General features: G+C 60.0%; 30 protein-coding genes and 4 pseudogenes. 17 read left to right on the top strand and 17 right to left on the bottom strand.

Features of this window, described 5'->3' with window-relative positions; all coding sequences use genetic code 11:
- Positions 1–98 precede the first annotated feature (98 nt).
- On the bottom strand, positions 99–947 hold the full coding sequence (locus WDM24_RS20465) for a Ku protein (RefSeq protein ID WP_338832243.1): 849 nt from the start codon (positions 945–947) through the stop codon (positions 99–101).
- 917 nt (positions 948–1,864) lie between these two features.
- Positions 1,865–2,041 carry a hypothetical protein gene (locus WDM24_RS20470; protein ID WP_338832244.1) on the bottom strand — a complete coding sequence of 59 codons (177 nt, stop codon included), beginning with the start codon at positions 2,039–2,041 and terminating at the stop codon, positions 1,865–1,867.
- 373 nt (positions 2,042–2,414) lie between these two features.
- Between WDM24_RS20470 and WDM24_RS20475 the strand changes: the two genes are divergently transcribed.
- A complete protein-coding gene (locus WDM24_RS20475) occupies positions 2,415–2,615 on the top strand; it encodes a hypothetical protein (RefSeq protein WP_338832245.1) in 201 nt (66 codons plus the stop codon).
- A 30-nt stretch (positions 2,616–2,645) separates the two neighbouring features.
- Entirely contained in the window at positions 2,646–2,936 is a 291-nt protein-coding gene (locus tag WDM24_RS20480) for a DUF2934 domain-containing protein (protein ID WP_338832246.1), read from the top strand.
- 217 nt (positions 2,937–3,153) lie between these two features.
- On the opposite strand, the pseudogene WDM24_RS20485 reads toward WDM24_RS20480, so the two are convergent.
- Positions 3,154–3,403 (bottom strand): annotated as a pseudogene (locus WDM24_RS20485) (hypothetical protein); the annotation flags it as partial.
- Positions 3,404–3,671: 268 nt separating this feature from the next.
- Here WDM24_RS20485 and WDM24_RS20490 point away from each other — a divergent pair.
- The 7 genes from WDM24_RS20490 to WDM24_RS20520 all read left to right on the top strand — a co-directional run bounded on the left by WDM24_RS20490 (position 3,672) and on the right by WDM24_RS20520 (position 8,136).
- Positions 3,672–4,127, top strand: a complete 456-nt coding sequence (locus WDM24_RS20490) for an Hsp20 family protein (protein WP_338832419.1) — start codon at positions 3,672–3,674, stop codon at positions 4,125–4,127.
- 416 nt (positions 4,128–4,543) lie between these two features.
- Positions 4,544–4,861, top strand: a complete 318-nt coding sequence (locus WDM24_RS20495; RefSeq protein WP_338832247.1) for a hypothetical protein — start codon at positions 4,544–4,546, stop codon at positions 4,859–4,861.
- Between the two features lie 565 nt (positions 4,862–5,426).
- A complete protein-coding gene (locus WDM24_RS20500) occupies positions 5,427–6,014 on the top strand; it encodes a phosphatase PAP2 family protein (RefSeq protein WP_338832248.1) in 588 nt (195 codons plus the stop codon).
- Positions 6,011–6,358 (top strand): hypothetical protein, encoded by a 348-nt coding sequence (locus WDM24_RS20505; RefSeq protein ID WP_338832249.1) that lies wholly within the window; start codon positions 6,011–6,013, stop codon positions 6,356–6,358. Before WDM24_RS20500 ends, WDM24_RS20505 begins: the two co-directional genes overlap by 4 nt.
- Positions 6,355–6,831 carry a DUF3147 family protein gene (locus WDM24_RS20510; RefSeq protein WP_338832250.1) on the top strand — a complete coding sequence of 159 codons (477 nt, stop codon included), beginning with the start codon at positions 6,355–6,357 and terminating at the stop codon, positions 6,829–6,831. The genes WDM24_RS20505 and WDM24_RS20510 overlap by 4 nt, the downstream gene beginning before the upstream one ends.
- Before the next feature lie 326 nt (positions 6,832–7,157).
- Complete coding sequence (locus WDM24_RS20515) at positions 7,158–7,478, top strand: hypothetical protein (RefSeq protein ID WP_338832251.1); 321 nt, start codon at positions 7,158–7,160, stop codon at positions 7,476–7,478.
- A 37-nt stretch (positions 7,479–7,515) separates the two neighbouring features.
- Positions 7,516–8,136 (top strand): general stress protein, encoded by a 621-nt coding sequence (locus WDM24_RS20520; RefSeq protein WP_338832252.1) that lies wholly within the window; start codon positions 7,516–7,518, stop codon positions 8,134–8,136.
- A 409-nt stretch (positions 8,137–8,545) separates the two neighbouring features.
- Here WDM24_RS20520 and WDM24_RS20525 read toward each other — a convergent pair whose 3' ends face one another.
- The 3 genes from WDM24_RS20525 to WDM24_RS20535 form a co-directional block, all read right to left on the bottom strand.
- Positions 8,546–8,698 carry a hypothetical protein gene (locus WDM24_RS20525; RefSeq protein WP_338832253.1) on the bottom strand — a complete coding sequence of 51 codons (153 nt, stop codon included), beginning with the start codon at positions 8,696–8,698 and terminating at the stop codon, positions 8,546–8,548.
- Between the two features lie 28 nt (positions 8,699–8,726).
- Entirely contained in the window at positions 8,727–9,383 is a 657-nt protein-coding gene (locus tag WDM24_RS20530; protein WP_338832254.1) for a septal ring lytic transglycosylase RlpA family protein, read from the bottom strand.
- Between the two features lie 229 nt (positions 9,384–9,612).
- Entirely contained in the window at positions 9,613–9,882 is a 270-nt protein-coding gene (locus WDM24_RS20535) for a hypothetical protein (protein WP_338832255.1), read from the bottom strand.
- 958 nt (positions 9,883–10,840) lie between these two features.
- Here WDM24_RS20535 and WDM24_RS20540 point away from each other — a divergent pair.
- Positions 10,841–11,038: a hypothetical protein gene (locus tag WDM24_RS20540; protein ID WP_338832420.1), complete on the top strand. Its 198-nt coding sequence runs from the start codon at positions 10,841–10,843 to the stop codon at positions 11,036–11,038.
- Between the two features lie 193 nt (positions 11,039–11,231).
- Positions 11,232–11,486, top strand: a complete 255-nt coding sequence (locus WDM24_RS20545; protein ID WP_338832256.1) for a hypothetical protein — start codon at positions 11,232–11,234, stop codon at positions 11,484–11,486.
- 254 nt (positions 11,487–11,740) lie between these two features.
- Here the strand turns inward: WDM24_RS20545 and WDM24_RS20550 are convergent.
- Both WDM24_RS20550 and WDM24_RS20555 read right to left on the bottom strand, forming a co-directional pair.
- Positions 11,741–11,986 (bottom strand): annotated as a pseudogene (locus tag WDM24_RS20550) (ferritin-like domain-containing protein); the annotation flags it as partial.
- 84 nt (positions 11,987–12,070) lie between these two features.
- Positions 12,071–12,609: pseudogene (locus WDM24_RS20555) on the bottom strand (cysteine hydrolase family protein).
- A gap of 517 nt (positions 12,610–13,126) precedes the next feature.
- Here WDM24_RS20555 and WDM24_RS20560 point away from each other — a divergent pair.
- Both WDM24_RS20560 and WDM24_RS20565 read left to right on the top strand, forming a co-directional pair.
- Positions 13,127–13,984 carry an SDR family oxidoreductase gene (locus tag WDM24_RS20560; RefSeq protein WP_338832257.1) on the top strand — a complete coding sequence of 286 codons (858 nt, stop codon included), beginning with the start codon at positions 13,127–13,129 and terminating at the stop codon, positions 13,982–13,984.
- 3 nt (positions 13,985–13,987) lie between these two features.
- Positions 13,988–14,320: a hypothetical protein gene (locus tag WDM24_RS20565; protein ID WP_414645742.1), complete on the top strand. Its 333-nt coding sequence runs from the start codon at positions 13,988–13,990 to the stop codon at positions 14,318–14,320.
- 15 nt (positions 14,321–14,335) lie between these two features.
- On the opposite strand, the gene WDM24_RS20570 is transcribed toward WDM24_RS20565, so the two are convergent.
- From WDM24_RS20570 to WDM24_RS20580, 3 genes and pseudogenes are all read right to left on the bottom strand, one after another.
- Positions 14,336–14,476, bottom strand: a complete 141-nt coding sequence (locus WDM24_RS20570; protein ID WP_338832258.1) for a hypothetical protein — start codon at positions 14,474–14,476, stop codon at positions 14,336–14,338.
- An 8-nt stretch (positions 14,477–14,484) separates the two neighbouring features.
- Complete coding sequence (locus tag WDM24_RS20575; protein WP_338832259.1) at positions 14,485–15,342, bottom strand: hypothetical protein; 858 nt, start codon at positions 15,340–15,342, stop codon at positions 14,485–14,487.
- 157 nt (positions 15,343–15,499) lie between these two features.
- Positions 15,500–15,922: pseudogene (locus tag WDM24_RS20580) on the bottom strand (DNA ligase); the annotation flags it as partial.
- 380 nt (positions 15,923–16,302) lie between these two features.
- On the opposite strand from WDM24_RS20580, the gene WDM24_RS20585 reads away from it, so the two are divergent.
- On the top strand, positions 16,303–16,908 hold the full coding sequence (locus tag WDM24_RS20585; protein ID WP_338832260.1) for a hypothetical protein: 606 nt from the start codon (positions 16,303–16,305) through the stop codon (positions 16,906–16,908).
- Between the two features lie 535 nt (positions 16,909–17,443).
- On the opposite strand, the gene WDM24_RS20590 is transcribed toward WDM24_RS20585, so the two are convergent.
- On the bottom strand, positions 17,444–18,859 hold the full coding sequence (locus WDM24_RS20590) for an Ig-like domain-containing protein (protein ID WP_338832261.1): 1,416 nt from the start codon (positions 18,857–18,859) through the stop codon (positions 17,444–17,446).
- Positions 18,860–19,059: 200 nt separating this feature from the next.
- Between WDM24_RS20590 and WDM24_RS20595 the strand changes: the two genes are divergently transcribed.
- Positions 19,060–19,305 carry a DUF6894 family protein gene (locus tag WDM24_RS20595; protein ID WP_338832262.1) on the top strand — a complete coding sequence of 82 codons (246 nt, stop codon included), beginning with the start codon at positions 19,060–19,062 and terminating at the stop codon, positions 19,303–19,305.
- A gap of 904 nt (positions 19,306–20,209) precedes the next feature.
- Here WDM24_RS20595 and WDM24_RS20600 read toward each other — a convergent pair.
- The 3 genes from WDM24_RS20600 to WDM24_RS20610 are packed head-to-tail and all read right to left on the bottom strand — an operon-like array spanning position 20,210 to position 21,177.
- Positions 20,210–20,332 (bottom strand): hypothetical protein, encoded by a 123-nt coding sequence (locus WDM24_RS20600; RefSeq protein ID WP_338832263.1) that lies wholly within the window; start codon positions 20,330–20,332, stop codon positions 20,210–20,212.
- Positions 20,329–20,913: a DNA ligase gene (locus WDM24_RS20605; protein WP_338832264.1), complete on the bottom strand. Its 585-nt coding sequence runs from the start codon at positions 20,911–20,913 to the stop codon at positions 20,329–20,331. The genes WDM24_RS20600 and WDM24_RS20605 overlap by 4 nt, the downstream gene beginning before the upstream one ends.
- Before the next feature lie 48 nt (positions 20,914–20,961).
- Complete coding sequence (locus WDM24_RS20610) at positions 20,962–21,177, bottom strand: hypothetical protein (RefSeq protein WP_338821969.1); 216 nt, start codon at positions 21,175–21,177, stop codon at positions 20,962–20,964.
- Positions 21,178–21,507: 330 nt separating this feature from the next.
- On the opposite strand from WDM24_RS20610, the gene WDM24_RS44530 reads away from it, so the two are divergent.
- A complete protein-coding gene (locus WDM24_RS44530; protein ID WP_414645743.1) occupies positions 21,508–21,735 on the top strand; it encodes a response regulator transcription factor in 228 nt (75 codons plus the stop codon).
- 354 nt (positions 21,736–22,089) lie between these two features.
- Here WDM24_RS44530 and WDM24_RS20615 read toward each other — a convergent pair whose 3' ends face one another.
- Positions 22,090–22,317: a hypothetical protein gene (locus tag WDM24_RS20615; RefSeq protein WP_338695814.1), complete on the bottom strand. Its 228-nt coding sequence runs from the start codon at positions 22,315–22,317 to the stop codon at positions 22,090–22,092.
- Between the two features lie 115 nt (positions 22,318–22,432).
- Between WDM24_RS20615 and WDM24_RS20620 the strand changes: the two genes are divergently transcribed.
- Positions 22,433–22,585: a hypothetical protein gene (locus WDM24_RS20620; RefSeq protein WP_338695816.1), complete on the top strand. Its 153-nt coding sequence runs from the start codon at positions 22,433–22,435 to the stop codon at positions 22,583–22,585.
- A 405-nt stretch (positions 22,586–22,990) separates the two neighbouring features.
- On the opposite strand, the gene WDM24_RS20625 is transcribed toward WDM24_RS20620, so the two are convergent.
- On the bottom strand, positions 22,991–23,170 hold the full coding sequence (locus tag WDM24_RS20625; protein ID WP_338832265.1) for a hypothetical protein: 180 nt from the start codon (positions 23,168–23,170) through the stop codon (positions 22,991–22,993).
- Between the last annotated feature and the right edge of the window lie 513 nt (positions 23,171–23,683).

The following is a 23,683-nucleotide window of genomic DNA, read 5'->3' on the forward strand; positions in this document are numbered from 1 at the left end:
CGGCGTGGCAACCGAGGGCCAGCTATTTTGTCGGCCGCCGCACGAATAGCGCCGGCAAGTTTCATTGCTTCCGTGCGAACTTGTCCTGGCCTCATTGCTCAGCCGGTTTTGCGGCGAGGTTTAGCTGCGGCCTTCTTGGCTTTCGCCGGTTTGGCCGCCGGCGCCGCTTTGCCCGATCCTTTGATGCTCTGTTTCAATGCATCCATGAGATTGACGACATTGCTCGGGACAGGCTTGCGCGTGGCCGAGATTGGTTGACCCTTTTGCTTCTTCTCGAGCAGATCCTGCAAAGCTTGCTCGTAGTGATCTTCGAATTTGTCGGGCTCGAAATGCCCGGACTTCTGCTCGACGATATGCTTGGCGAGATCGAGCATATCCTTGGTGATCTTCACGTCCTGGATGTCGTCGAAATACTCGGCTGAATCCCGCACTTCATAGGGGTAGCGCAGCAGCATGCCCATCAGTCCTTTGTCGCGGGCCTCCAGCGCGATGACGTGCTCGCGGTTGATCAGCACCACGCGGGCGAGGGCGACCTTGTCGAGCGAGCGGATGGTTTCGCGGATGACGGCGTAAGCGTCGTGACCGACCTTGCCGTCCGGCACGATGTAGTAGGGGCGGACCAGATAGAGATCATCGATCTCGCTCTTGGGCACGAATTCGTCGATCTCGATCGTACGAGTGGACTCGAGGGCGATGTTCTCGAGCTCGTCCTTGGTGACCTCGAGATACTGATCCTTCTCAACCTGATAGCCCTTGATGATGTCGTCGTTGGCGACCTCTTCGCCAGTGTCCGCGTCGACCTTGAGGTAGCGAATCCGGTGGCCGGTTTTCTTGTTGATCTGGTTGAAGCTGATCTTGTCAGATTCAGACGTCGCCGGAAAAAGTGCGACCGGGCACGTCACCAGCGACAGCCGCAAAAAGCCCTTCCAATTGGCGCGCGGGGCCATACTCAAAAACTCCACTACACTGAATGGTACCAATATAGGACGCGGATCATGGATGTGGAGTCGGAAGCCGCGACATTAAGCGCGCCAGTCCCACAGGAACCAGCGGGAACGCCAGCACTTGCCCGGAACCAAGCCAAGGAGGGACCCTGTGCTGGGTGAAACGTCTTACGTGATGGTGTGGTTATTGTTCGTTGGTGCGTTCCTGCTGGGGGCCGTGATCTTTTATGGCGTTATGCGAGCCGGCCGGCGGCGGAGCGAGCGGGCACGGCTAGACCAAAACACAGCACGGACTCAGCAAGCGGAAGATCCCAAGAAGCGACCCTTTTGAGACCTAGCACTCTGGGCAAGTATCGCCGATGCTGCGGAGCACATCATCGATCGCAGCGTGACATTCCTCCGGTGTGGCGCCTGGGAAGGGATGGATCCACGCGGCTTCACGGGCCCGGCTCCGGGCATCGGGGTCGCTGCGGTCCAGCGCATGTCCGTGGCGCTCACATTGTCGCACTGCGTGATGCTCGATCAGTGTGCCGAGGGCCCAGCCCTTCAGAGTGCGATAGGCCGGACGAGTGGCCTGCAGGGGCAGACGACGTTGCACGCTGCTCTTCATGATGAGGTCTCGAATCAAACAGAGGCCACCATTTATAGCATCAACGTCAAGCTGAGGCCGGAGGATGCAGACTTATGCCCGCTATTGCGCTTCGTTCCGCGGAGGTGATCGCCTCGCTCGAACGGACCGGGTGGCCGGCGTAAGGCTACGGCCCTCTATGGAACCTTAAGGGCACCATTATTGACCTTCGTCAGGCCGATCCCTTCCGACCAGTCGAAATAGGCGCCGTTTATCTCGGATCCATGGCCCATAACCCCCGCTGCCCCCAACAGGTTTTGAAGTACCGAGTGTCTATCTCTGCAATGGCGAATCAGGCTGACCACCGATCTTGTTCCTCGCGATCGGCCTGCTCGTTAAGACGATCCGCAATCTCTTCTGCCAACGGTTCGTCTTTGGCGGTCGCGATCGGCTTTCCTTTGTCAGTCTTAATTTGATTCTTGTCGGCTTCGACTGGAAAATCTTCGGGTTTAATGTGGGGCTTCTTCATCGTGACCTCCGGATCGACGGTACGTTAGCGGGGCAGTGAGCAGACGCCGGGTCAATCGAGCAGCCCAGGGGATGTTCCTGCAGGGTCGCTGCCACGAAGGTGTTGCGGTTGGGTGCGATGGAGCGCGACAAGGCCTTGTCTCGTTGAGGCGCGCTAGCGCGCAGATATCACGGCACAAATTGTCAAGGGGTAGCGGCGCGGAACAGGGTGACGCTACATGTCGAAGCAAGAAGTCGTCGCCTCGATCACCAGCAGCGTCGAAGGCCCATACCATTTCCGGATCGGATAGCGCAGGTCAGCCCTGACTAATCCCCGTGCCGGACTTCCGAGAAGAGAGGTAAGTTCCCAGCCGCAGCGGGATCGCATCACGCCAATGTCCAGTTCGCCTGCACCGAGCTACCGGGCTTACTTCGTCGGGACGGACGGCCACATGATTGGTCGTGAGGACATGATTTGCGCCAGCGATGCTGAAGCCATCGCGCTGGCAACCAAGTTTACAGACAAGCACGCGGTGGAAGTCTGGGACGGGGACCGCCTCGTGACCAAACTCGCACGTCAGAAACCTTCTGAATGAACAATTTGCGTCCTACTTCGTATACGGAGAATGCTCAGGGATGAGAAAGACAACCGCCTGGGATTGGAGCGCGAGCTCGAAAGGGCGAAACGGCTTGCCGCGGTCACAACGGATCGCACGACCTATGAGCGGATACGCGATTTTGCCGAGGACGTCAGGCAAAGGCTTCAACGGTTAGTGTCCCGCCGAGGTGGACAAGACGAGATCCGCGCCCGTGCGCGTCAGCTTTGGCAAGAGGCGGGCCGGCCAGCCGGCCGCGACTTAGATTTCTGGCTGCAAGCCGAGCGCGACCTCGCGGACGATGAGACGATCGAACGGTGACGGCGGTACAGCGTCGGACCGTTTACGGCTTCTCTACGGGGGCGCCGACGCCGCTTGGGGGCGGTGCAGCTGGGGATGGTGGCGGTGGAGCTTCCGGCGCAGCTGCCGCAGCCGCGCAGTCACCCGCCCAGAGTTTGGTGCCTCTGACGGTTCCAGCCAGTTTGCAACCCATTGGTGCTTGCGGCTTGAGCTTAGCGGGCGGCCGTTTAGCCGACCGTGGATAGCCGCCATTGATGGCCTGATCGATCGAAGGCGAAGGGTCGATCAGCCCGCCATCGGCCCACATCTTCTCGTTCCAGCCCTGGCAAAGCAGGTCATCGGCCTCGCGGATGAGTGCTTCGCCCGCGGCGCTTTTCGGCCGCCCGTTGAGCCAGGATCGTGGTCACCGCCCGGGCCCGCGTCAGCTCCTTTTTTTGCGCCTTGCGGTCGCCGCCAGAGAGGGGTGTCGGGTGGTGTTTCGGGGCCATGGCGGAACGATGATCGCGCCAAATCGGTAGGGAGTGAAGCCGCTAGCAATTGCTGACCGGCAGGAATAGCTATGGCTTGGGCAGTCCCATCACCGGGCCGCCTGACTGCCCTAAAAAAATTATTGGGCCTCTTGAAACTTTTCTTGGGCTAACAAATTTTGTTGTCGCTGCACATGCGGCGAGGGCGCTTTCGGGGCCCTTCAAGGCGGGCGCCGGTCAGGTGTCCGGTGCCGGCTCGTACCCATCTTGCTCTAAGGAGGATTTGGCTATGAGGTATGATTGGACTCCCCTGTGGAGGTCGACCATCGGTTTCGACCGCCTTTTCGACATTCTCGACGAGGTCCAGCGGACCGCCGAAGAGAGTTATCCCCCCTACAATATCGAGCGTCTCGACGAGAACCGATTCCAGATCTCGGTCGCGCTTGCCGGGTTTACGCAGGATGAAGTCGCGCTTTCCGTCGAGCAGAACGTGCTGACGCTCGAAGGCCGCAAGAGCGAGAAGGAGGGGAAGACTTTCCTGCATCGCGGTCTCTCGGCGCGGAATTTCAAGCGCCAATTCACGCTAGCCGACCATGTCGAGGTGAAGGGAGCTCGGTTTGAAAATGGTCTTCTCATGATCGACCTGCAGCGCGAGATTCCCGAGGCGATGAAGCCCCGTCGCGTCGCGATCGACGGCGCAGGCACGGCGAGCAAAGCGCGCCAGATCGAAGCAAAAGCCGCCTGACTGGCTTCGGCTAGCAAGATCGAACGCCGCGCGAGAACGCTCGCGCGGCACCGTTCAGTCGTCTCAGAAATGGAGGCAGAGATGCGGCCGACGACCGCTCATACAGGTGATGTCATCGAATTTGGGGTGCGACTCCGAAACTGGCAATTCGAGCATCCCGACGGTGTTTTGTCCGATCGCTCACTGACGAAGCAAGAAAAAAGGGAGCTGTTGGCTTCCTGGGCATCGGACGCCTTTGCAGTCCCGTCCAGACCCGCTCTCCGAGCCCCCGCGGCTTTGAAGGCGCCGGTTACAATCGACGAGATATTGAGGGCTCTCTCTGATCTCGACGAACAGGATCCGCGCCATCCACCGGGCGGCATCCCTAAGCGGTTGCGGACAATCGATCGAGCTTTGGCAGCGTGAGGAGCACCCCGATGGACCAAATCAAGCTGCGAAAGCACATTGTCGATGCCATCGAACGGCGGTTGAATCGGGCCAATCAACCGGCGAGACTTCCAAGCACGGACGAGCAATTCGCTCGTCTGCGTGTCCACCAAAGCAATATTCGTAGGTATCGCCGCCTGTTGCAAACTCACCTCACGGAGGTTGAGCGTCGATTCATCGAGAAGCGCCTTGCCGAAGAAAGCATTGCTCTGCAGAGATCCCTTGAAAGCGGTGTCCCGATTGCCCGCATCAGGCCAGCGAGACAGGCTGCGCCGTCCGCGGCCATGGGGGAACATCGCTATGAGTGATTGCTGTGAGTTTCTCGTCCGAAGCACCAAAAAGGTTATCGGGCATTCCCGGTTTATGCTGGAAACCGCGGCTAGCAATGAAGAGCGCCGGCGCTTTCAAGACAGAATCGAACAGGAGCAGAGGGTCTTGTAGCCCTGAGTGGTGGCTCGGAGCAGCAGACTGCTCAACTACCTAAACAGGCTGCTTAACTGCTGAGGAGCGGATGCTCATTCATCAGGAGCACGTCGGTGTTCAAAATAATGATCTGTCCGAACGATCTGGAGATGGTCGCTCTTCGGGACATACGCAGCTTTCCGGGAGGTGAGTACGTCACTTACGTTCAGGTGGAGGGCTCAAGCGAGGATTGGACTCTTAAAGTCACGGCGCGGGACGGTGCCGATCTTGAGCGCATTGAACACGCCGTTAAAAAAACGACAAGCAGATTAAAGCATCGATATTCCCTGCGGGCCGATTGGTGAACACCAGGCGCGTTGAGCCCGCCGAGACGGTAGCGGGTGGGCAAATGGCTGCGGTCTCCAAGGCCGAGGTGTCCCGATGAAAAATCGCCGCAAACCGATAGTCGACATGTCCGCTACCTTCCCGATGACGATCCGCCCGACCGCCGCGGACATCCGGATTGCACGCTCAATAGCCAAAAATACTGTGCCCGCTCTCGAAAAAACCGGCCGTGGACTGACATGGGCCGCTGACGAAAAGGTTCTGCTTGTGCTCGCCGCCGCCAGCTGGCTTGCCTCGCGCGGGCGCGGCGCCTCGCTGGAGCGCGCCGGCAATCATGCGCTGCTGGTGACGGTCGCAGCCTCGCTGCTTCCGCACGGTCTGAAAATGCTGTTCAACCAGACCCGCCCGGACCGCCTGACCGTGGTCGGTCATGTCCACGGCGTCTCGATGTCGGGCAAGCGTGACGACGCGTTTCCCTCCGGCCACGCGCTGCATATGGGCGCGCTGGCATCAGCGGCTGCGACGCTGCCTGCCGGCGCGCGCCGCGCGGTCCAGGCCATCGCGGTCGGCCTTTCGCTGACGCGCATAGTGGTTCTCGCACACTGGGCGAGCGACGTGGTTGCGGGATTCGCGCTGGGTGCAGGTCTCGAACGGCTGCTGCGATTATGGACCGGCTATCCGGCTGAGGAAACGCGGCGGAGCAAGGCGCGATGAGCGAATACGTCGTCCGCTTTCTCCTGGGCGGAGCCGTGGTATCGGCCTTTGCGATGCTGGGAGATATTCTGCGCCCGAAGACCTTCGCCGGTCTGTTCGGAGCGGCGCCGTCAGTTGCGCTCGCCACGCTCGGCATCGCCGTGTATCGGCACGGGGTCGATTATGCCGGGCTGCAGAGCCGCGCCATGATCGCCGGGGCAGTCGCACTCGCCGTCTACAGCGTCGTCGTCTGCCACTTGCTCATTCGTGCGAGGTTGCGGGCCGCACCTGCAACGATGCTCTCGCTCGCCGTTTGGCTGATGATCGTCTGCGGCCTGCTGGCCGTCGCCGGAGGGCAGCCATGACACCGGTCCGTTTCTCACTGTCCTCGCTCAGGGAAGGCCGCTGGTACGAATATCTGACCCGCTTTGTGCTTGGCGGCGGCGCGACCGTCTTGACCGGCCTGATCAGCAGTTACTGCGGCGCGGCCATCGGCGGCGTCTTTCTCGCGCTTCCCGCCATCTTCTGTGCCAGCGCGACCCTGATCGAGAAGCATGAAATCCGTCGCAGGCGGCAAGCGGGTCTCGATGGCACGCGGCGCGGGCGGCAAGCCGCCGCACTCGACGCCGCGGGCGCCGCGCTCGGGGCCATCGGCATGCTTGCGTTTGCGATTGTGTTCACGCTGACGGTGGAGCTCAGCGTCCCCACCGCCTTCATCGCCGCCTCGCTGGCTTGGCTGATATGCTCGGTCGCAGCGTGGCAGCTGCGGCGCAAGATGCGATGGGGGCGACGTATGGGGAGATCGCCCAGAGGAAAACCCACTCATAACCGCAAGTGAACGCGTCCGTTTCAAACGTGGGACATATCGCCGCGCGGACTTTGCCCAAGAGGAAGATCATCGCCTTTTCGGGGTGGATCGCTAAGTACTACCGATTCTTGTCGAGCGCCTGCGCCATCCCGAGCAGGCAGGGCGCCGCCGCTTGCGTTGCGCTCGAACAGCGAGATCGCTTATGCGCGCTCAGAACCCGACAGGCTTCCATGCCCCCGCGCACCTTGCGCCCGCTGCCGTCTCGTTGATCTTCATCCGGGTCCCCCGCGACCCGGAAAGCTTGGAACTTCTCAGACCAGCATATGTTGTGCCGTTTGCCACTACGGGAGGACGATATGAACAAGAAGTTTCTTCTGCTGCTGACGGCTGCTTCGCTTCTGGCTGGTCCGTCGTTTGCGCAAAATCCACCGGCTACCGATCGGCCCAACAATAATGCGGTCAACCGTTCCGGCCAAAACAATTCCAACAAGCCGGTTGAAGGCGCCAATAGCTTCACCGAGGGCCAGGCCAAATCGAAGATCGAGGGAGCGGGCTACACCAATGTCACATCCCTAAAGAAGGACGACAACGGCGTTTGGCGCGGAAAAGCCAGTAAAGGCGGCGCTTCGACCAACGTCAGTCTGGATTTCCAGGGCAATGTGAACGCGGCCAAATAACCCGGCGCGCAACAGCGAAAATAGAGAGGAATTCAATATGACCGTTACGATTTCACGCCTCTACGATAACTATTCCGATGCGCAGCGCGCGGTGACGAGCCTGGAGGCCGCTGGTGTGCCGCATTCGGATTTGAGCATCGTCGCGAACAATTCCGACAACTGGTACAGCACCGACAAGAAGGTCGATCGCGATCGCGATGGGGTTGACGATCAGGCCGAAGGTGCGGCCACGGGAGCGGGGATCGGCGCAGGTCTCGGTGGCGCAGCCGGCTTGCTCGCGGGCCTTGGTTTGTTGGCTATCCCCGGCCTGGGTCCGGTCGTGGCAGCCGGATGGCTCGCGTCTACCGCGCTGGGTGCCGTTGCCGGCGGCGCTACGGGCGGTGTCGTCGGGGCGTTGACGCAGGCCGGTGTATCCGATGAGGAAGCTCCACTCTACGCCGAAGGTGTGAGGCGCGGCGGCACGCTGGTTTCGGCTCGTGTGCCGGATGCGGACCGGGCGCGATACGAAGCCATCCTGAACCAGTCCGCCGTCAATCTGCGCGACCGGAGCGCAGCCTGGCAAAAGGCAGGGTGGAAGAGTTACGATCCCTCCGCCCAGCCTTATGGCGCGGAGGAGGTCCGGAGAGAGCGCCAGCTCTACGGCACCGGAGTGCGATAATTACCGGCGGCCCGCCTAAGCGGGTCGCCCTTTTCTTGCGTATAGCGACTGAACAGCAACCGCTGTAACGCTGCTCGAATAATTCGATGGTAAAGATCCGTTCGAAATTAGCGATTTCGTTCCTTCAAGCGGCTGAGCGAGGCGGGGTTGTACGAATTCCCGGCTACTCTCACTGGGCCTGGTCGGCAGCAAGACGCTTTGGCAGCTGTTCCGAAGGGATTGATCGCCGACGGGCCGCGCGTCAGGGGGCAGACGGCACGCCCATGGTGCCGACCGCCGGCGAGCGACGCTTTCGCACACTTGTTCGACACATATTTGGTTAAAGGAAAAGCAACGGTGCGGGGCTATTGATGCTAGACGGGAAAGTGGGGGCGGTGTCCTAGTCAGCGAGGCAACGCTTTCCGCCCGATCACCCGCGAAAAAAGACGGCATAGAGTACCACGAACGCCGCGACGACCAGGCCAACACTCACGACTAGCACGTTGCGCACCGTAGGCCCGCGTTCGGCGCCGCGGGCTTCGACGGCGGTCTCGACAATCTTCTCGTTTTCAATTTTGGCCATTCTTGCGCGCGCCTGGCATCGTTGTGCGCTAAAGCACTTCCGCATGAACTTGGACTACGCCACGATCCGTGATGCCCAAACTGCGCGCGGCGCCAAGTGAAAGGTCCAGGACGCGACTGCGCACCCAGGGCCCGCGGTCAGTGATACGAACCACAACAGACTTGTTGCTAGCAAGATCAGTAACGCGAACTCTCGTGCCGAACGGCAGGCTGCGATGGGCCGCTGTAAGCGAATCTCGTTGGAAAGGTGATCCGCTGGCTGTTTTTCCTTTACTGTATGAGTAGAATGAGGCTTTTCCGGAAAAAACTTGATTGAGGGATCGAGCCCCCGAGCGCGTTGTCGTATCAGGTGCCGGCTCTTGTCCGATAGGGGGTTGCGCTTGTGGCTCATCCTTCTTTGTCCGGTCAGGCTCCGCAGGAGGGGGCTCTGCGTGAGCCTTCGGAATTATGGACCACCTGTCGTCGAAGGACTGCGCGACAGCAGGGCCCGCATGAATCGCAATCCACGCCGGGACTGTTGCAATCGCCATCATTCTGAAAAGCAAAAGCACAATCTGCCTCGCTAAAAATCGAAAACATAAAGAGCAATGCAAATCTATGAAATGTGTTCCTGCACTTGCCGTGGGCGCGGCTCCGCTGCGGCGCATCATGGACGGCCAACGGCCCGTTTCTGCGCCGCCCTGCATCTAACTCCAACAAGACGAGGCTCCGCACTTCCTGCCTAATGGAACTCGCCTATGTTTGGTGGCCGGTTTGCACTGGAGTGCAGTGCATGAGCAAAGGCGATGCAACAGAGCTACGATAGGGCTCGCAGGGGATCCCTCGTGCTATCCTGCTTGCGAACCTCGGAAAGGGAAAGGCCCCAGCGGGAGGATCTCTGCTGGGGCCGGGTTTTCAACGTCAGTCGTTTTAGATCTACTTCTTGATGTGGTCCTTGGACATCGTGCCGTCCTTGGACATCGTGCCGCTCTTGCCCGTCGTACCTTCCCTCATCTTCGGGTCATTCTGCGTCGCGCCCGGATTTACCGCGCTCGGACTGCTAGACGCGCCCTGACCGGTGGTCGCAGCCGGAGAGTCTCCGCCGCCGGCACCGCCGCCAGCGCCACCGCCGCCGCCTTGTGCGGAGGCCGCAGCAATTGAGCCGAACATGAATGCGGTGGCCAAGGCGATTTTTGCAATTCTCATTTGGTCGTTTCCTTCCTGTTTTTAATAGAACAGACTAGAAAACAGGGGCTGTCGGAGATCGTTCCTAAGGCGATCTCGGAGCGGGTGCGCTGCTGACACCGCCGCAAACGATCGGGCGGGCTCCGGTTCGCGTGCTGGTGGCGGGGATGGTCGCGAGGGGATTTGTGGCCGAGTCGGTGCCGGAGGCGGTCGTTGGGCGGGCTGCGCGCCGGCTTGCAGGAGCCGCCCAGGAACACACCCGCCCCCGAGACGATTAAAGCAAAATGCGTTATCGAAAGTGGACAGCTGAAGAAGTCGAACGACTGAAAACTATGATCGCTGCGCGAGCGAGTGCTAATCGTATCGCAGTCGCACTGAGGCGTCCTGTTCAGTCTGTTTATAGCCGGGCCCGCAGCCTTGGCTTGCCCCTTCCAACTCGCACCGAAGAGCGCAGACGGGCGAGAATCTTAGTCAACGCCAACACGAGCTCGCATAGCTAAATCTTTCCCTATCACTAACGTCCCGCTCTCGGGTTACTGCAGCCAGCCTTCGCTCGTCGCATACTGTAGCCCGCCCAATATCGGCCGCCTGTAAGCGGAGAGGGTGTCGCCCGAAGGTCTCAAGCTCGGACGCCAGACTCTGTCGTATGCATGGGATATGAAAATCGACACTGATGGAACGTCGGTTGCCCTTCTGGCTTTTCCCATTGGATTGAAAGCCAGCTGGCGAGGCCGGCCGCGACAGGATTATTGAGCCACGCGTGTTGTGCCTCTTAGGGCTAACCCAAGGAGGAAGCCGATGAGAATCTTTGGCAGGTGTCGTGACAACCGAACCGCTGATCGCTCAAACCGCCATCGCTCAGAGCCAGCAAAACGAAGCGGACAAGGGCATCAAGACACGAAATTCAGGTGAGTCTGGCTATGTCGGAGAGCAAGAGAAGCCTGGATCAGCCTCAAGGCCTCCCGGACAGCCTGAGAGCTTGAGTGAGTCCGCGAGGGCGAATGCACCAAGCGCGCAAAACTCCGGAACAGGTATCAGCGGCGCTCCGGGGAACAAGAACGGCCCGCCCGCGAATGCAGCGACCACGGGCAGTTCTAACCCGGCTGTCCTTCAGCAGGACAGTTCGGGTATGAAGGGTCTTCCCGGAAATAAGAGTGGTCCGCCTGCCAAGAAATGAGCTTCAGTGCGCCAGCGGGAGCGCGGCTTATCGGTCGAAGAGATCGCCCAATAAGGCAAATTCGACTGTAATCGAACTGCGCCAACCGATCGAAGCGGTATTACCTGACGAGCCCACACTTTGCGTCGTTTCTTTTCGGTCGGTTTTGTTGATCGCACCCTCAGCGCTAGGGATTTAGAAGCGAAAATAGCCGTTGACGGCTCTGTTCGCGGTCGAGCTGATTTTTGCGCATCACTTCAAGCTCGGCGTGAACCTTGGTCGTATCTTCATTCAGTCGCTTCAGTTCAATCAGGAGCGTCTCAAGCTGAGCGAGCCGCTTTTCACCTCCGACTACATCGAGCTCGATCTGCCTCAACTCGTCTATGATCGCGTCTTTGTACATTGTCGTGTTGCCGCTCGCGTGCTGCCCGAAAAATTTAAACGAGCTGCAAACCCTGCTGGTTCCTAGCAACCAAAGACGGCACTCATGCGGGCTTCTCGATATGGATCCGGCCGTCCAGGATCGGAGCCTGCGTGTGGTTGCTCAGAGTCGAGTAGGGGCCGCCGTGCTGACCGGCCGGTGCAGCGCCGAGCCGGTTGCTTCGTCGCGGCGCGCGATCTGATGCGCTCCTTCCAAACCAAACTACTCTTCGGTGGTAGCGGCCCGGAATTGCGTCAATCCTATCGCGTTCGTTCCCGCAACGAACTAGTCTCGGCGCAGAGGATCGCGGGGCAGTTCACGCCCTTAGCCTCGACGCCGTGCATCTTGAAGACCTTCTCGAGACGCGAGATCTGATTTTTCGTCTCTGCGAGATGGGTTTCGAAGCCGTTCTTCAAGGACGAATCGCTTGCCTTCTCGATCATTTCCGGCAGATTCTTCGCGATCTGCTGCTCGGCGTAATAGATGTCCCGCAGCGTATGGACGAAGAGGTCGTTCAGAGTTTTGATGTCCTTAGTGAAAAAGCCCATGGGTGTCTCCTATTTAGAAATGCCGCTCGGCAAACAACGGGAGAATAAGAACCGTTCCTAAATGGGCGGCGATCATCACGCGGGTCAAGCGGCCATCAACGTTTCCGTCGTCACGCACTCGACCTGCTCGCCGAACCGGTTCAGGTAGACCGCCATCATCGCGTCATGCGTCTCGTCCGCGGAACTCCACAAGCGTCGGTGACCAGGATGAGCCGGAAACCCCAGTCTATCGCGCCGAGCGCAGTGGCGAGCACGCAGACGTCCGTTTCGCTGCCTGTGATCACGATGGTGTCGACCGATTTCTCCCGGAGGCGACGATGGAGGTCCGATCCTGTCCACGGCGAGTAGACTTGCTTGTCGTAGGTTCGGGCAGGGGGAACAAAGCGCGCAAGCTCAGGGACGAGATCCACCATGTCCGGGCCGAGGCGGTCCACTGTCATCGAGCTCCAGCGTTCGTAGTACCGCCGCCACATGCCCGCACCTCGGCCGGCCCTTCGGGCCGGTATGAAGCGGGTGAAGATCGTCCGCTCTGGATGTCTTGCCGTGACAGCCACGATGTTGGGCAGCACCCGACCGAACCATGGCGTCTTCCACTCGGTGTCCTCGGCGAACATCCGTTGCATGTCGACGCACAGGTGGATCGCATTGTCCCCGGGCGGCCCAGCCGCAGGAGATCTTTTTCGGTCATTTTTCGGTCGCTGGTCTCGACGTCCTGGAAAATTGATGCAACGAGCGGATCCCTGCGCCGTTCCTTGGCTGACAGCCGCTTGGACGCGAGGCAGCAGGACAATAGGAACCGTCATACCTCCGATCGGTTGACAGCGGCCGCATGCCGAAAGGAGTCCGCATGGAAAGCACCGTCGTCGCAGAATTCGACACCCGACGCGCGGCGGAACTTGCGGTCGAGTACGTCGTCCAGGAACGCGGGGTTCCGAGGGGCGATATCTTCGTGCAGCCTACGGGCGCCGCCAACACTGGCCGGCGCCGACGCGAAGGCCGCACCGGCGCCGGAGCAGAGCGGAAAGCTAAAGGGGCCGATCAAGGTGTCGGTCGACCTTCAGGGCGACGATCCGAAGCGCGTCGCCGATGCTCTGAAAGGCACCGGTGCCAAGGCAGTTCGAACAAAGTGAGGCGCGGCCCATGCCCGACTATCCCAAGCCGCCATATCCAAGCCAGCGTCAGCCTATGCCCGGCTCGACCGCGAAGATGCATCCGCGTCCGGACCACGGCGAAACGAGCTATAACGGCTCGGGACGGCTTCAAGGCAAGCGCGCCATCATCACCGGAGGCGACAGCGGCATCGGGCGCGCGGTCGCCATCGCCTTCGCCCGCGAGGGCGCCGACATCCTTATTGCCTACCTTGACGAGACCGACGATGCCAAGGAAGTCGCAGCGATCATCGAAAAGGAGGGACGCAAAGCCGTCTTGGTCGAGGGCGACCTGCGCTCGCCCGACCATTGCCGGGCCGTGGTCGATCGTGCCGTAAGGGATCTCGGCGGCGTCGACATCCTCGTAAACAACGCCGCGCATCAGGCGACATTCTCCGACATTGGGGACATCAGCGACGAAGAATGGCGCATCACGTTCGAAGTGAACATCCACGCGATGTTTTTCCTCGCGAAAGCCGCAGTGCCTCACATGACGCCTGGCGGCTCCATCATCAACACGGCGTGGGTGAACGCCGACATGCCGAACCCAATCCTGCTCGCCTACGCGACGACGAAGGGCGCCATTCAGAACTTCACCGGCGGCCTGGCCCAGATGCTGGCGGAAAAGGGTATCCGCGTGAACGCGGTGGCGCCCGGGCCGATCTGGACGCCGCTCATCCCGTCGACGATGCCGAACGACGCGGTGAAGAACTTCGGCAAGCAAGTGCCAATGAAGCGCGCCGGTCAACCAGCGGAGCTCGCTACGGCCTATGTGATGCTCGCGGACCCTTTGTCGAGCTACACCTCAGGCACGACCATCGCCGTCACCGGAGGCAAGCCGTTCATCTGAGGTATGGCAGGTATCAAGCATCCGGTGACACCGGACGGGCGCTATTTCGTCGTTAAGGGGAAGCTCTGGCGCTTGAGCAATCCGGACATCGAGCCACGCGCCCGGGTGCGTCTCGTGAAGGCGCTCATGGACGCACGGCGCGCCGCCAAGGATGCCAAAAACGCGGGAGACCGCGACGTCGAGTTGGAAGCCCATCGCAGGGTCGACGAGGCGAAGCGCAGCCTAGGCGAGCGCGGGCCCGTCTGGTGGGACGACGGCGCCCCTGACTACAACCGGCACGCGGTGATAAACACCCCGTACGCTGGGTGGTACGCCAAGGCTAGGCGATGCGGCTGATCCGCGGCGACGCGACTAGGCTTCGGACGTGAGGGCCCGAAGCCGTTTGTGGAGGAAGGCGAGAACCATGATCTCGTCCGAGGTCAGCTTCGCGTACTGTCGCTTGAACTTCCGCGCGATCTTGGCGTCGATCATCTTGATGAGGTCGCCGGACATATAGGCGCTCAGGATCTCCGGATGGACGTAGCTCTTGCGGCAGATGGCAGGTGTATTGCCGAGTTGCTTGGCCACCTTTTCGATGGCCGCGACGACGTTACGCTTGGCTTCGGCCTGGCTGTCTTCTTGAACTCCGAGAGCGCGAGGGCCGCAAGCACGGTGCCGGCCCAGGTACGAAAGTCCTTGGCGCTGAAATCCTGTCCCGCGATATCCTTGATGTAGCCGTTGACCTCGCCGGAATCGACCGTTCGGGATGCCCCATCGTCATCGAGATACTTGAAGAGTTCGTGCCCTGGACTCTCCGCGCAGCGCTTCACGATGGCCGTGATTCGCCTGTCCTCGACCTGGAGCTTCCATTGTTTGCCGGACTTGCCGGTAAAGTCGAAGCGCAGGACGCCTTGGCCGATCGCCACGTGCTTACGCCGCATCGTGGTGAGCCCGTACGATTTGTTCTTCTCGGCGTATTCGGCGTTGCCGACGCGGATGATTTCAAGCAAGCTGACGATCGTCGCAAGCACCTTCTCGCGGGGGAGACCGCCCAGCTTCATGTCCGAAGCGACGCGTGCACGCAAAGCCGGCAAGGCCGCCGCGAATTGCATGATATGCTCGTACTTGTTTTGCTCCCGAAGCTCTCGCCACTTCGGGTGATAGCGGTACTGCTTGCGCCCGCGCGCATCGAGGCCCGTCGCCTGGATGTGCCCGTTGGGAGACGGACAGATCCAGACGAAGTCGTACGCCGGAGGGATGCCGATCGATTTGATGCGGCGGACCACGGTGGCATCGGTGATGCGCTTGCCGTCTTTGTCGTGGTAAGTGAACGAGGTGCCTTTCCGTCTTCGCCGGTAGCCCGGCGTCGCGTCGCTCACGCCGTCTTCTGCGATGGCGGCGGCGACATCGGCCGTGCGGTCAACTAGCCCCTCGTCCTTACCTTCTCGCAGCATTGTTCGTCCTTGCCGTCACCCGAGGCCTCCAATAGGAAAAGTCGAATCCATCGTTTGGTTCCGACTCTGCGAGGGAGGCGCGCTATCGCCGAGCCTTCGGCCGTTCGCGCACCACGTTCTTCGCCTTTTTGTCGGACCGCAGACCTAGATAGACGGGCTGGCGAAGCTCGCCGTTCTTCGTCCATTCCGCGAACTTCACTTCAGCGACCAGAGACGGCCGGACCCAGGTGGTGACGTGCTCGTCCTTTACTTTGTCGGGGAAGGGCGACTTCGTAACCTTCAACCTTGTGAGCTTGCCGTGTAGCTCTTCCAAGGTCTGATGGCTGAGGCCAGTGCCGAGGGCGCCGAAGAACGGCCGGGTTCGTCGTGGCGCGGTGTAGCCCGCGATCACGACTTCCTGCCGCTGCCCAATCTTCACCTTCAGCCAGTCGGCGGTCCGGCCGCCGGATGCGTACAGACTGTCGGCGCGTTTTGCCATGATACCTTCGAGGCGCCTGCGTTCGGCAATCTCGCGCGTGAGGCCGCAGATTTTGAAATCAGGCGCAAAACGAATGCTGAAGCGTAACAGGGGGGGCAGCCGGGCAACAGCAATGCCTTGAAGCACGGCCGCCATTCCCGGTCCAGGCGGGAGCTGCGTGCACAACGTGCCGCGGAAGATCGGCGCCGATCTGATGAGCGGCTTAGGCAAATGCCGCTAACGGATTACGGCGCAATCGCGGATGAACTAAAGCGCCTCAGGGCGCAGAGCGTCAGCTCAGCCTGACAATTGAATGAGGATTTGACAGATGAGTCTTACCGCACTCGACGGAACGCCGCTTACCGTCATGGGGTGTCCGCTTCGGCGTTTCATCCCGAGCGTCAGCACGCTAATGGGTAACGCCGACGGTGACGACCGGCGCGGTCTATTCGAACACGAACCAGGTGCCGAACGTGGTGATTGTCGCCTCGGATGGCACGCTCGGATATTTCTTTGGCGGTTACGTTGCAAATTCCGCTACGACGCAGACATGGAGCAGTGCAGATACGATAAAGGAGTACGGCAACCTCATTATTCCGCCGGTTCCTGTCAAAGTCTACGGGCTGATCCTAAACGCGGCGTTCTTTGGCAACACTGACGCAATTCTATATTCAGACCCACTCGGTACGCCGTTCGCACAGAAGACCAAATCCATCGACCTCAACACGATCGGTTCGGCAACTGCCGGGCCGTATCCAGCGCTGTTTTCGTCGCCGTACTCTGCAAGCGCAGGTCAATCTCTTGCAGCTATCGCCAAGCCGACGACTTCAACAAGCATCCAGATGGATTACAAAACTTTCGCGGCTGCGTCTCACCAGTCCTCTGAAAGTGGAAGCAACGGCTACGCCATCAACCGCAACACAGGTGCATTTGCTGCACAGAACTCTCAGAAGGATCGGTTCGGTATCGGCCTATTGGTTGGTGCGTTTGACAGTGGTGGCGGCGGGTCCTTCAGCGCGGTGATCTGCGGCTAACCGAGGCCCGTCGATAGCGAGAAAAGGCGAAAACGGAAATGGTCCAACGCGCTAACGCTATTTTGACGGGACCGTGGACGGTCGGGCTTATGGCAGATAGCCCAGCCAATCCGAAACCGACGGTCCTTACCTTCGAGCTAGATAACTCCGATCCAACATCGCTACTGACTTCGGCCATCGGATCGGAAAGACCGGCGCGTCTACACCTTGCCATCCTGCCTGGCGAGGCGGTTGCAATCGCGCTGGCGATCCTTGATCACTGCAAGAACCCGCCGCCTCCTATGAATCGTTATAGCTGAAAGCCAAACCTCATGAGTACAGTACGGCCTGAGGCCATTATTGAGGCTGACCACCAGCACTCAGAGCAATCAATTGTTGTTCGATTGCCGAAAGAGGGGGCTCGTTGCGGATCAGAATGTGCTCCGCAAAAGAAGCGAGAGCCTTCCGTCAGCGATATTGCCGCGCGCGCGCGTGGGTTGGCGAAAGCGCGCCGCCGTTAGCTAGCGTTCTAGCTAGTCCGCCGGCGCAGCCGCACCTAACTCACGATCGAAAAGTTCGCTGCTGTGACTGTGCTCGCGGCAGCGCTATTGAGCCAGACCGCGGTGTCGCTGTCGACCTGGACGACGAAGTAGGCACCGTTCTGGTAGGAGTGCGACAGCACGTCAGCGAACGAGCTGAAGCCGGTGCCATTGAACTGCACGACATCCGTGGCCGTCCAGTCCTGAACCACCTCGACGCCCGGCACGTCGTTGGAGACGAACGTGTTGCTGCCGCCGCCGCCGAAATAGTAGTTCACGCCGGTCCCGCCATCGAAATAGTCATTGCCGGCACCGCCGAGCAGAACGTCAACGCCGTCGCCGCCGTACATGGTATCGTCGCCATTGCCGCCGTAGAAATAGTCATTGCCGGAATTACCGTACATGACGTCGTTGCCGTCGTCGCCGTTCTCGACCACTCGGCCCAGGGTGGCGATTATGACGTCATTGCCCGCTCCACCGTAGGCGTTGCTGCCGTCGCCACCACTCATGTAGATCCAATCGTCGCCGGCATCACCTTCCAGCAGATCAACGCCATCGTCTCCGATCATCGTATCGTTGCCGTTGCCACCATACGACGTGTCGTTGCCGCTGCCTCCATACGTCATGTCATTGCCGTCGCCGCCGAACAGTAGGTCATCGCCTCCGCCGCCAACGAGGACGTCATTGCCGGCGTTGCCGTAAAGGCCCGGCGGCACGCTGAAGCCGTTGGCGCCCGTGATATTGGCCCCGCTGTCGTTGCCTTCGCCGCCGAAGATCGTGTCGGTGCCATTCGATCCATACAGGGCATCGCGGCCGGCACTGCCGTCGATGACATGCGCCTGCGTGGTCAACCCGGACGTGTCATCTTGAACCCAGTCGTCGCCGCTACCGCCATACTCGTATTGCGTAGCGGCGCTGTTGCCACCCTGGATGAGATCGTTGCCGTCGCCGCCGTAAAAATTGCCGAAGGCCGTGCTGGTCGAAGTTGCGTACAGATAATCGTTGCCCTGACCACCGTCCCAGTAATCGGAACCAGGCATACTGCTTCCTAGCGTGTCGTTGCCCTGGCCGCCGTAAAGTGTCTCGTATTCGGCTATCGGTGCGACGCTGTCGTTGGTGCTGTCACCGTAAAATGGGGCAACGAACCTGACATCAGTGGTCAGAAAAAAACTGGCTACGCTTGCAGTGACCGTTACCCTCTCGTTGACGCTGTCCGAGAGGCTTACGACCGCCATGCCATTTTGGTCGGTGACAACAGACGAAGTAAGCGTGGCATGGCCAGTCGGGGAAACGGAAAGAGAGACAGTTGCGCCGGCTACGGGGAAGCCGAATGCATCCTCCAAGGTCACGGTTAGATTCACCACCGAGCCGGCCGGAACTCGCGACGATGAAGCAGTTAGGCTTGACGTATCTTCAGATGGTTCCCCGGCCATGTTGCCTCCCGTCGCAAATGACTGCCTTTCAGGTTACATGGGCTTGCCCACGCCGTCTCTTGGTATTTGGCGCCGATCGTCACCCGCCTCGATCTGATTTGTGCCGACGACGACGCGGCCAGAGAACGAGCGAAGCCACTAGGAACGCACTCGGGGGCCGTCGCTTTGACCCTATTCGGAAACGACCATGGACGCGGCCAATGCCTCAATATTACTTCGATCTAAAAGACAGGAACGGCACTACCGTTGATGAGGAAGGCCTGACCCTACGGGATCTTCAAGCGGCGCAGAATGAAGCCGCACTAGCTTTGGGTGTCATGGCAAGGGATGCCGCGATCACCGCACTTGATGGCGTGGAGCAAATGGAGATCGAGGTCCGCGACGACGATGGTCCCGTGATGCTGGTCCGCTTTTCTTTTGAGATCAGCCGTAAAAAGCAGAGCTAGCACCCCTCAGGACAGGAACGAAATCCCGCTCGGGGAAATTAGATAGTCCGGTGAATGCACCGATCCTGCCAAGCCTCCTTCATTCACTTAAAGTCGCCGCGGGCTCACGCTACGGCGAAGGCGTCGCGGATTGCCGGGTCGAGGCGCAGAGCGACAAGAGCATGCACCAATGATCGCGCCAATCGAGCATCGGGTGAAGCCGCTAGGATTTGGCGATCAAACGGCCCGTAGATACCCCCGCCGGGTCTGGGACCGACGGGGGTTGGGAAAGATGGTGCGAGGCGGGATATAATCCCGGTGTCGCTCCAAGGACCCGTCCGCATGACAGCGTGGTGGAGCAACCTTCGCAAGGTGATTTGCTAGGCAACGAGCCGCGGATTCGAGCAGATCGCGCGGTTCCGAAACTAGGGGTCTATCGATATTTGGCGCTGTACGGGGCTCGCTGGGCTTGGCCCGACTTATGCTTCGGGATTGCCGGTATACGGAGGAAGCGCAATGAGGCGGGACCTTTTGGCTATCTGCGGCGGCATACTTGCCACTGGCGCTATAGCTTGGACCTTTTGGGGCAATCCGGCGAACGTCCCGCGTATGCACGGGCTCAAGACGCTGGCAGTAGATCGAGACTTGACACTCGTCTCTCAGCGAAATCTGTATATGCGGGATGAGCGTTAAGGCCGTCCGTTTTTGCCAGCACAGTTGTCTGGATTGTCGCCTAGAACCCGACCGTCGGCCAGTGCTTCCACAGTCTCGACAACGCTGCGCCGCGCAGCCCGATCGCTGATCAAACGGAATGCTCGCAACAGTCGGAATATCTCTGCCGCGTCTCGGGCTAGCCGTTCCTTGCTCAAAAATGGTCCTCCGGCACTTATGCATCTGCGCGCATAGTAGAATCCGCGAGCGGTTTTTACTCGAGGACTTCGTATTCGAACGCCACGCCCTCGGGGTCGTTTTCCTCAAACCATTTCTCAGCTGCCGCGATCGTGGCGAATAGCTTAATGTGGTCGACGTCGCCTACAAAGACGGTCATCGCGCCCTGGCCTCCATCACCCGGTGTTGCGCCGGGTGCGACCTATTTTTGACTTTGATCCAGTGCGGGCATCGGCCGCCGCGGTAGGGTCGATCCGAGCGCTTTGAAACGAGCCCCTCGAAGCCAAATTCGCAGGCCTTACGGAATAGGTCTGGGCCAATTTCGCCTTGCTCAAACTCCGCCACGAAGATGCCCTCTGGCCGGCGTGCGAGGAGGCGCTGCAGATTCGTCTTGCGCATCGACAGGGGCAGATCCCGCAAGTCGTCACCGTCCATAGCTAAGATATCGAAGGCAATCATCTCAACCGCGGCATTGTGCTTGCCGGAATGCAGGGCGTTGAAATCGGAATAACCGTCGACTCCGCGAACGATGGCCTCGCCGTCGATCACAAACCGCGTCTGGCGGTTCTTCAGCGCGGACTCGACGATCCAGGGGTAGCGCTTGGTCCAGTCATGGCCGCCTCGGTCTCCGTCGCGCTCGATGCGCATCCGGTATCCATCGAACTTGATCTCGTGAAACCACTCGGGACCGGCCGGGACCACCTTTCCAACGGTCGGCAGGCAAAACTCAAATTTTGGCATTCTCCCGAGGTAGGCATCGAGGGCGGGGATTGCGAATCGCCACGCGCGCTACGGTTCCACGATGATCCGGAAGGCCTTCCTCTGTTCGGCCGTCGCTCGCGCGCGTTCAAGCGCCGCCGGGTAGATCAGCTGCTCGTTGAGCTTGACCTCGTAGAGGATCGCGCCGGTCTCCGAGACCAGCGTGAACAGCCAGAACCTTCGCCCGGCTGGCGGTTGCCCATGTTCGCGTTCGTAGCGGGCGGTGTAGACCTCGATCTCAGCCATCGGTGCCGATCTTTGCCTGCGGAAATTCCGGCCGGCCACAAGCCAATTCAATCGATATCTAACCGGGCCGATGGCCCGAAAGAAACCCCCGCGATTCTACGGATGATAACTGGCACAAACTGCACTGGTATTGCCAAGTTTTCCCGGCGTAGACTCCGATAGCAATCATGGGCGTTTGCGCTTTTCGCAAACTGAGGGCTGGTCGGCCCCGTCCGCACCAAACGGGCCGCTAGGTGGCCCCAGCAACCAGCCTTTACACAGGCCCCCAAGGTTGCTGGGGCCACTCTAGAGCAGCCGCCTGGCAATCAGATCGCACTAGCGTTGCGTGCCATGAAGACGTCGGGATTGCCGCTCACGCCCCGTGAAGAACAAGTCCTCAGGCGCGCGGCTCTGGGGCGGTCCGATGCTGACATTGCTCGCCAAATTGGCGGGACCGAAGCGCAAGTTGCAACTCAGCGCCTTCGCTTGCTCAGAAAGCTAAAGATCTGCTCGCATGCAGAGATCATAGAAGCGGCCATTAATCTGGGACCGTGGCCAGTCGAGATTGGTCGCCCGTAATTATCGAGCTTTGGGTCGACTATGAGAGGATCGCTCGGTTGAAGCGCAGCTAGCCGGCATCTACCTTCTGGAGTAGCCCGCTCGCGCAGTACGGATTGCCACTTTTTCCCGATACCGTGAATCGCGCTCCTCCGGAAAGGGGCGCCCCACGAATCGGCCCCGGTGTGCTCCCCAAGCCCTGCCGGGGCCGTTTCTTTTTGTAGTGAGCTCTAGGCGGGGACGCCCTTGGCGAAGTCGATCACTTCGCCCCAGTCGCTCCTCAGCCCCTGGGAGTAGCGATCCCTGGCGCTGTGACTAACGTCCGGCGCTGGGGTCGCTGGTTATGTTCCGAAGCGAATTCGGAACTTTCAGTCGTCAATCTCGCTTAATGACCAAGAGATCGTAGATCGAGCCTGTAAGATTTTTGAGCGGTATCCGATATCCGTCTTCGCCTTCGTGGTGGACAGTGTCTTGAGCCACGCGCTGGAAAGCACCCAGGTCGTTCGAACCATTTCCGGCGGGCTGGATTGAGAATGTACGATCATCGACGATTGTAGCGCGGTGCAGCCGCGATCCCTTACGAAGCTTATCGAAGTAGTGCATTCGCATTTCTCCCCAGAGACAATTTCAATAGCAAAAGCGGCAATCCCTTATTTGGTTCCGTTCCTGCGGAGGAACCAACTTTGCCAGACCGACTTCTGATGAAAAGGAGAGATTCATGGTCAATACACCAGAACGACGCATTGTTGAGACAACTATGGAAGCTCGGCAGGCGGAGCCAGGACCAAGTGTTCTGAAATTGCTAATCGCCAGCCTTGGCCTTGCCGCGGTAACCTTGGTGGTTATCTGGATGTTCTTCTTCCGCGCCTGAGCGGACACCCTGGAGTAGCCTGCTCACGATCTCTTTCGGAAAATGGCACGCGGCCCCCATGTCATGCCAGTTAGGCGTAACGTGCACTGCGCCGGCAACGCCGCAGACCGTGCAGACCAACCGCCAGCCCACACGGGACCACGGCTGATCCTGCGGCAGGGCATCTAGACGAAGATCCACCATCCGGTCGCAGCCGCCGTGGCATCGAATGTTGCAGGTGACGTGGCCGCCAGCGAGACATTCCGCTGGGCTACCGGGCGGGAAGGAGCGGCCGGACCACTTGGTATATCGACGCTGGTGCACGCGCCAATGATCGCGCCGATCGCGAGCAGAGAGAAGCCGCTAGGAATCGCGACAACGGCGGTCAGGCAGACAAGCGATGGTCAGGCGTGCAATTAACCGCCGTCAAGCCGCGGCGTCGACGTTCGCAATGACACCGCGCATGTCGCAGGCTAGTTGGCGATAGTGCGCCCCCAGGCGCAGATAGAGTTCTCGCTTTTTGCCGTCCGCCTCCCGGCCAGCGATCAAGTCGCATTCCGAGGCGAGACTCTCAAATCGTTCCAGCTTGGCCAGCAAAGGAGTCATGGGCGATTTCCCTAGGACGCTTACTGAGGGACCAACCAAGCTACTATCTAGATTAGTTCTTGGTGAACATTGTTATTGGGAAGAACTATTTTGGTTGTCCGATCGAACGGCGCTGGCCTGGTGCGCATCGCTGCGCGGCCGTGGAGGGCGAATAGAGGTAGTCATTCCCACCGGTCGCACTCTCTCGTGGAACACGTCGTGGACGAAAAACACAGATCATCGAATTCCAAAGTGGGATCAATAACGCTCGGCGGAAAGTACATCCGCCTCGAGATGGCCGCTTGTGGCGCGAAGCGGACCTTCGGCCGGAGTCGTTCGTCCCACAGGCGCCAACAACGGACTTAGACGTTTGACCGATTCTCCTGTCGGCGAACGAGAAGCGCCGCGCATGGGCTCAGCGCCCTTCCCTGAGGGGGCTCCCACAGGCGCGCTCCGGCGTTGGGTCCTCGGATACCAGGCGCTTCGCGAGACAAAAAACGTGGTTCTCGCCACGGGGTGGAGTAAACTCAGCTT

Source organism: Bradyrhizobium sp. 27S5 (assembly GCF_037217225.1).
GTDB lineage: Bacteria > Pseudomonadota > Alphaproteobacteria > Rhizobiales > Xanthobacteraceae > Bradyrhizobium > Bradyrhizobium septentrionale.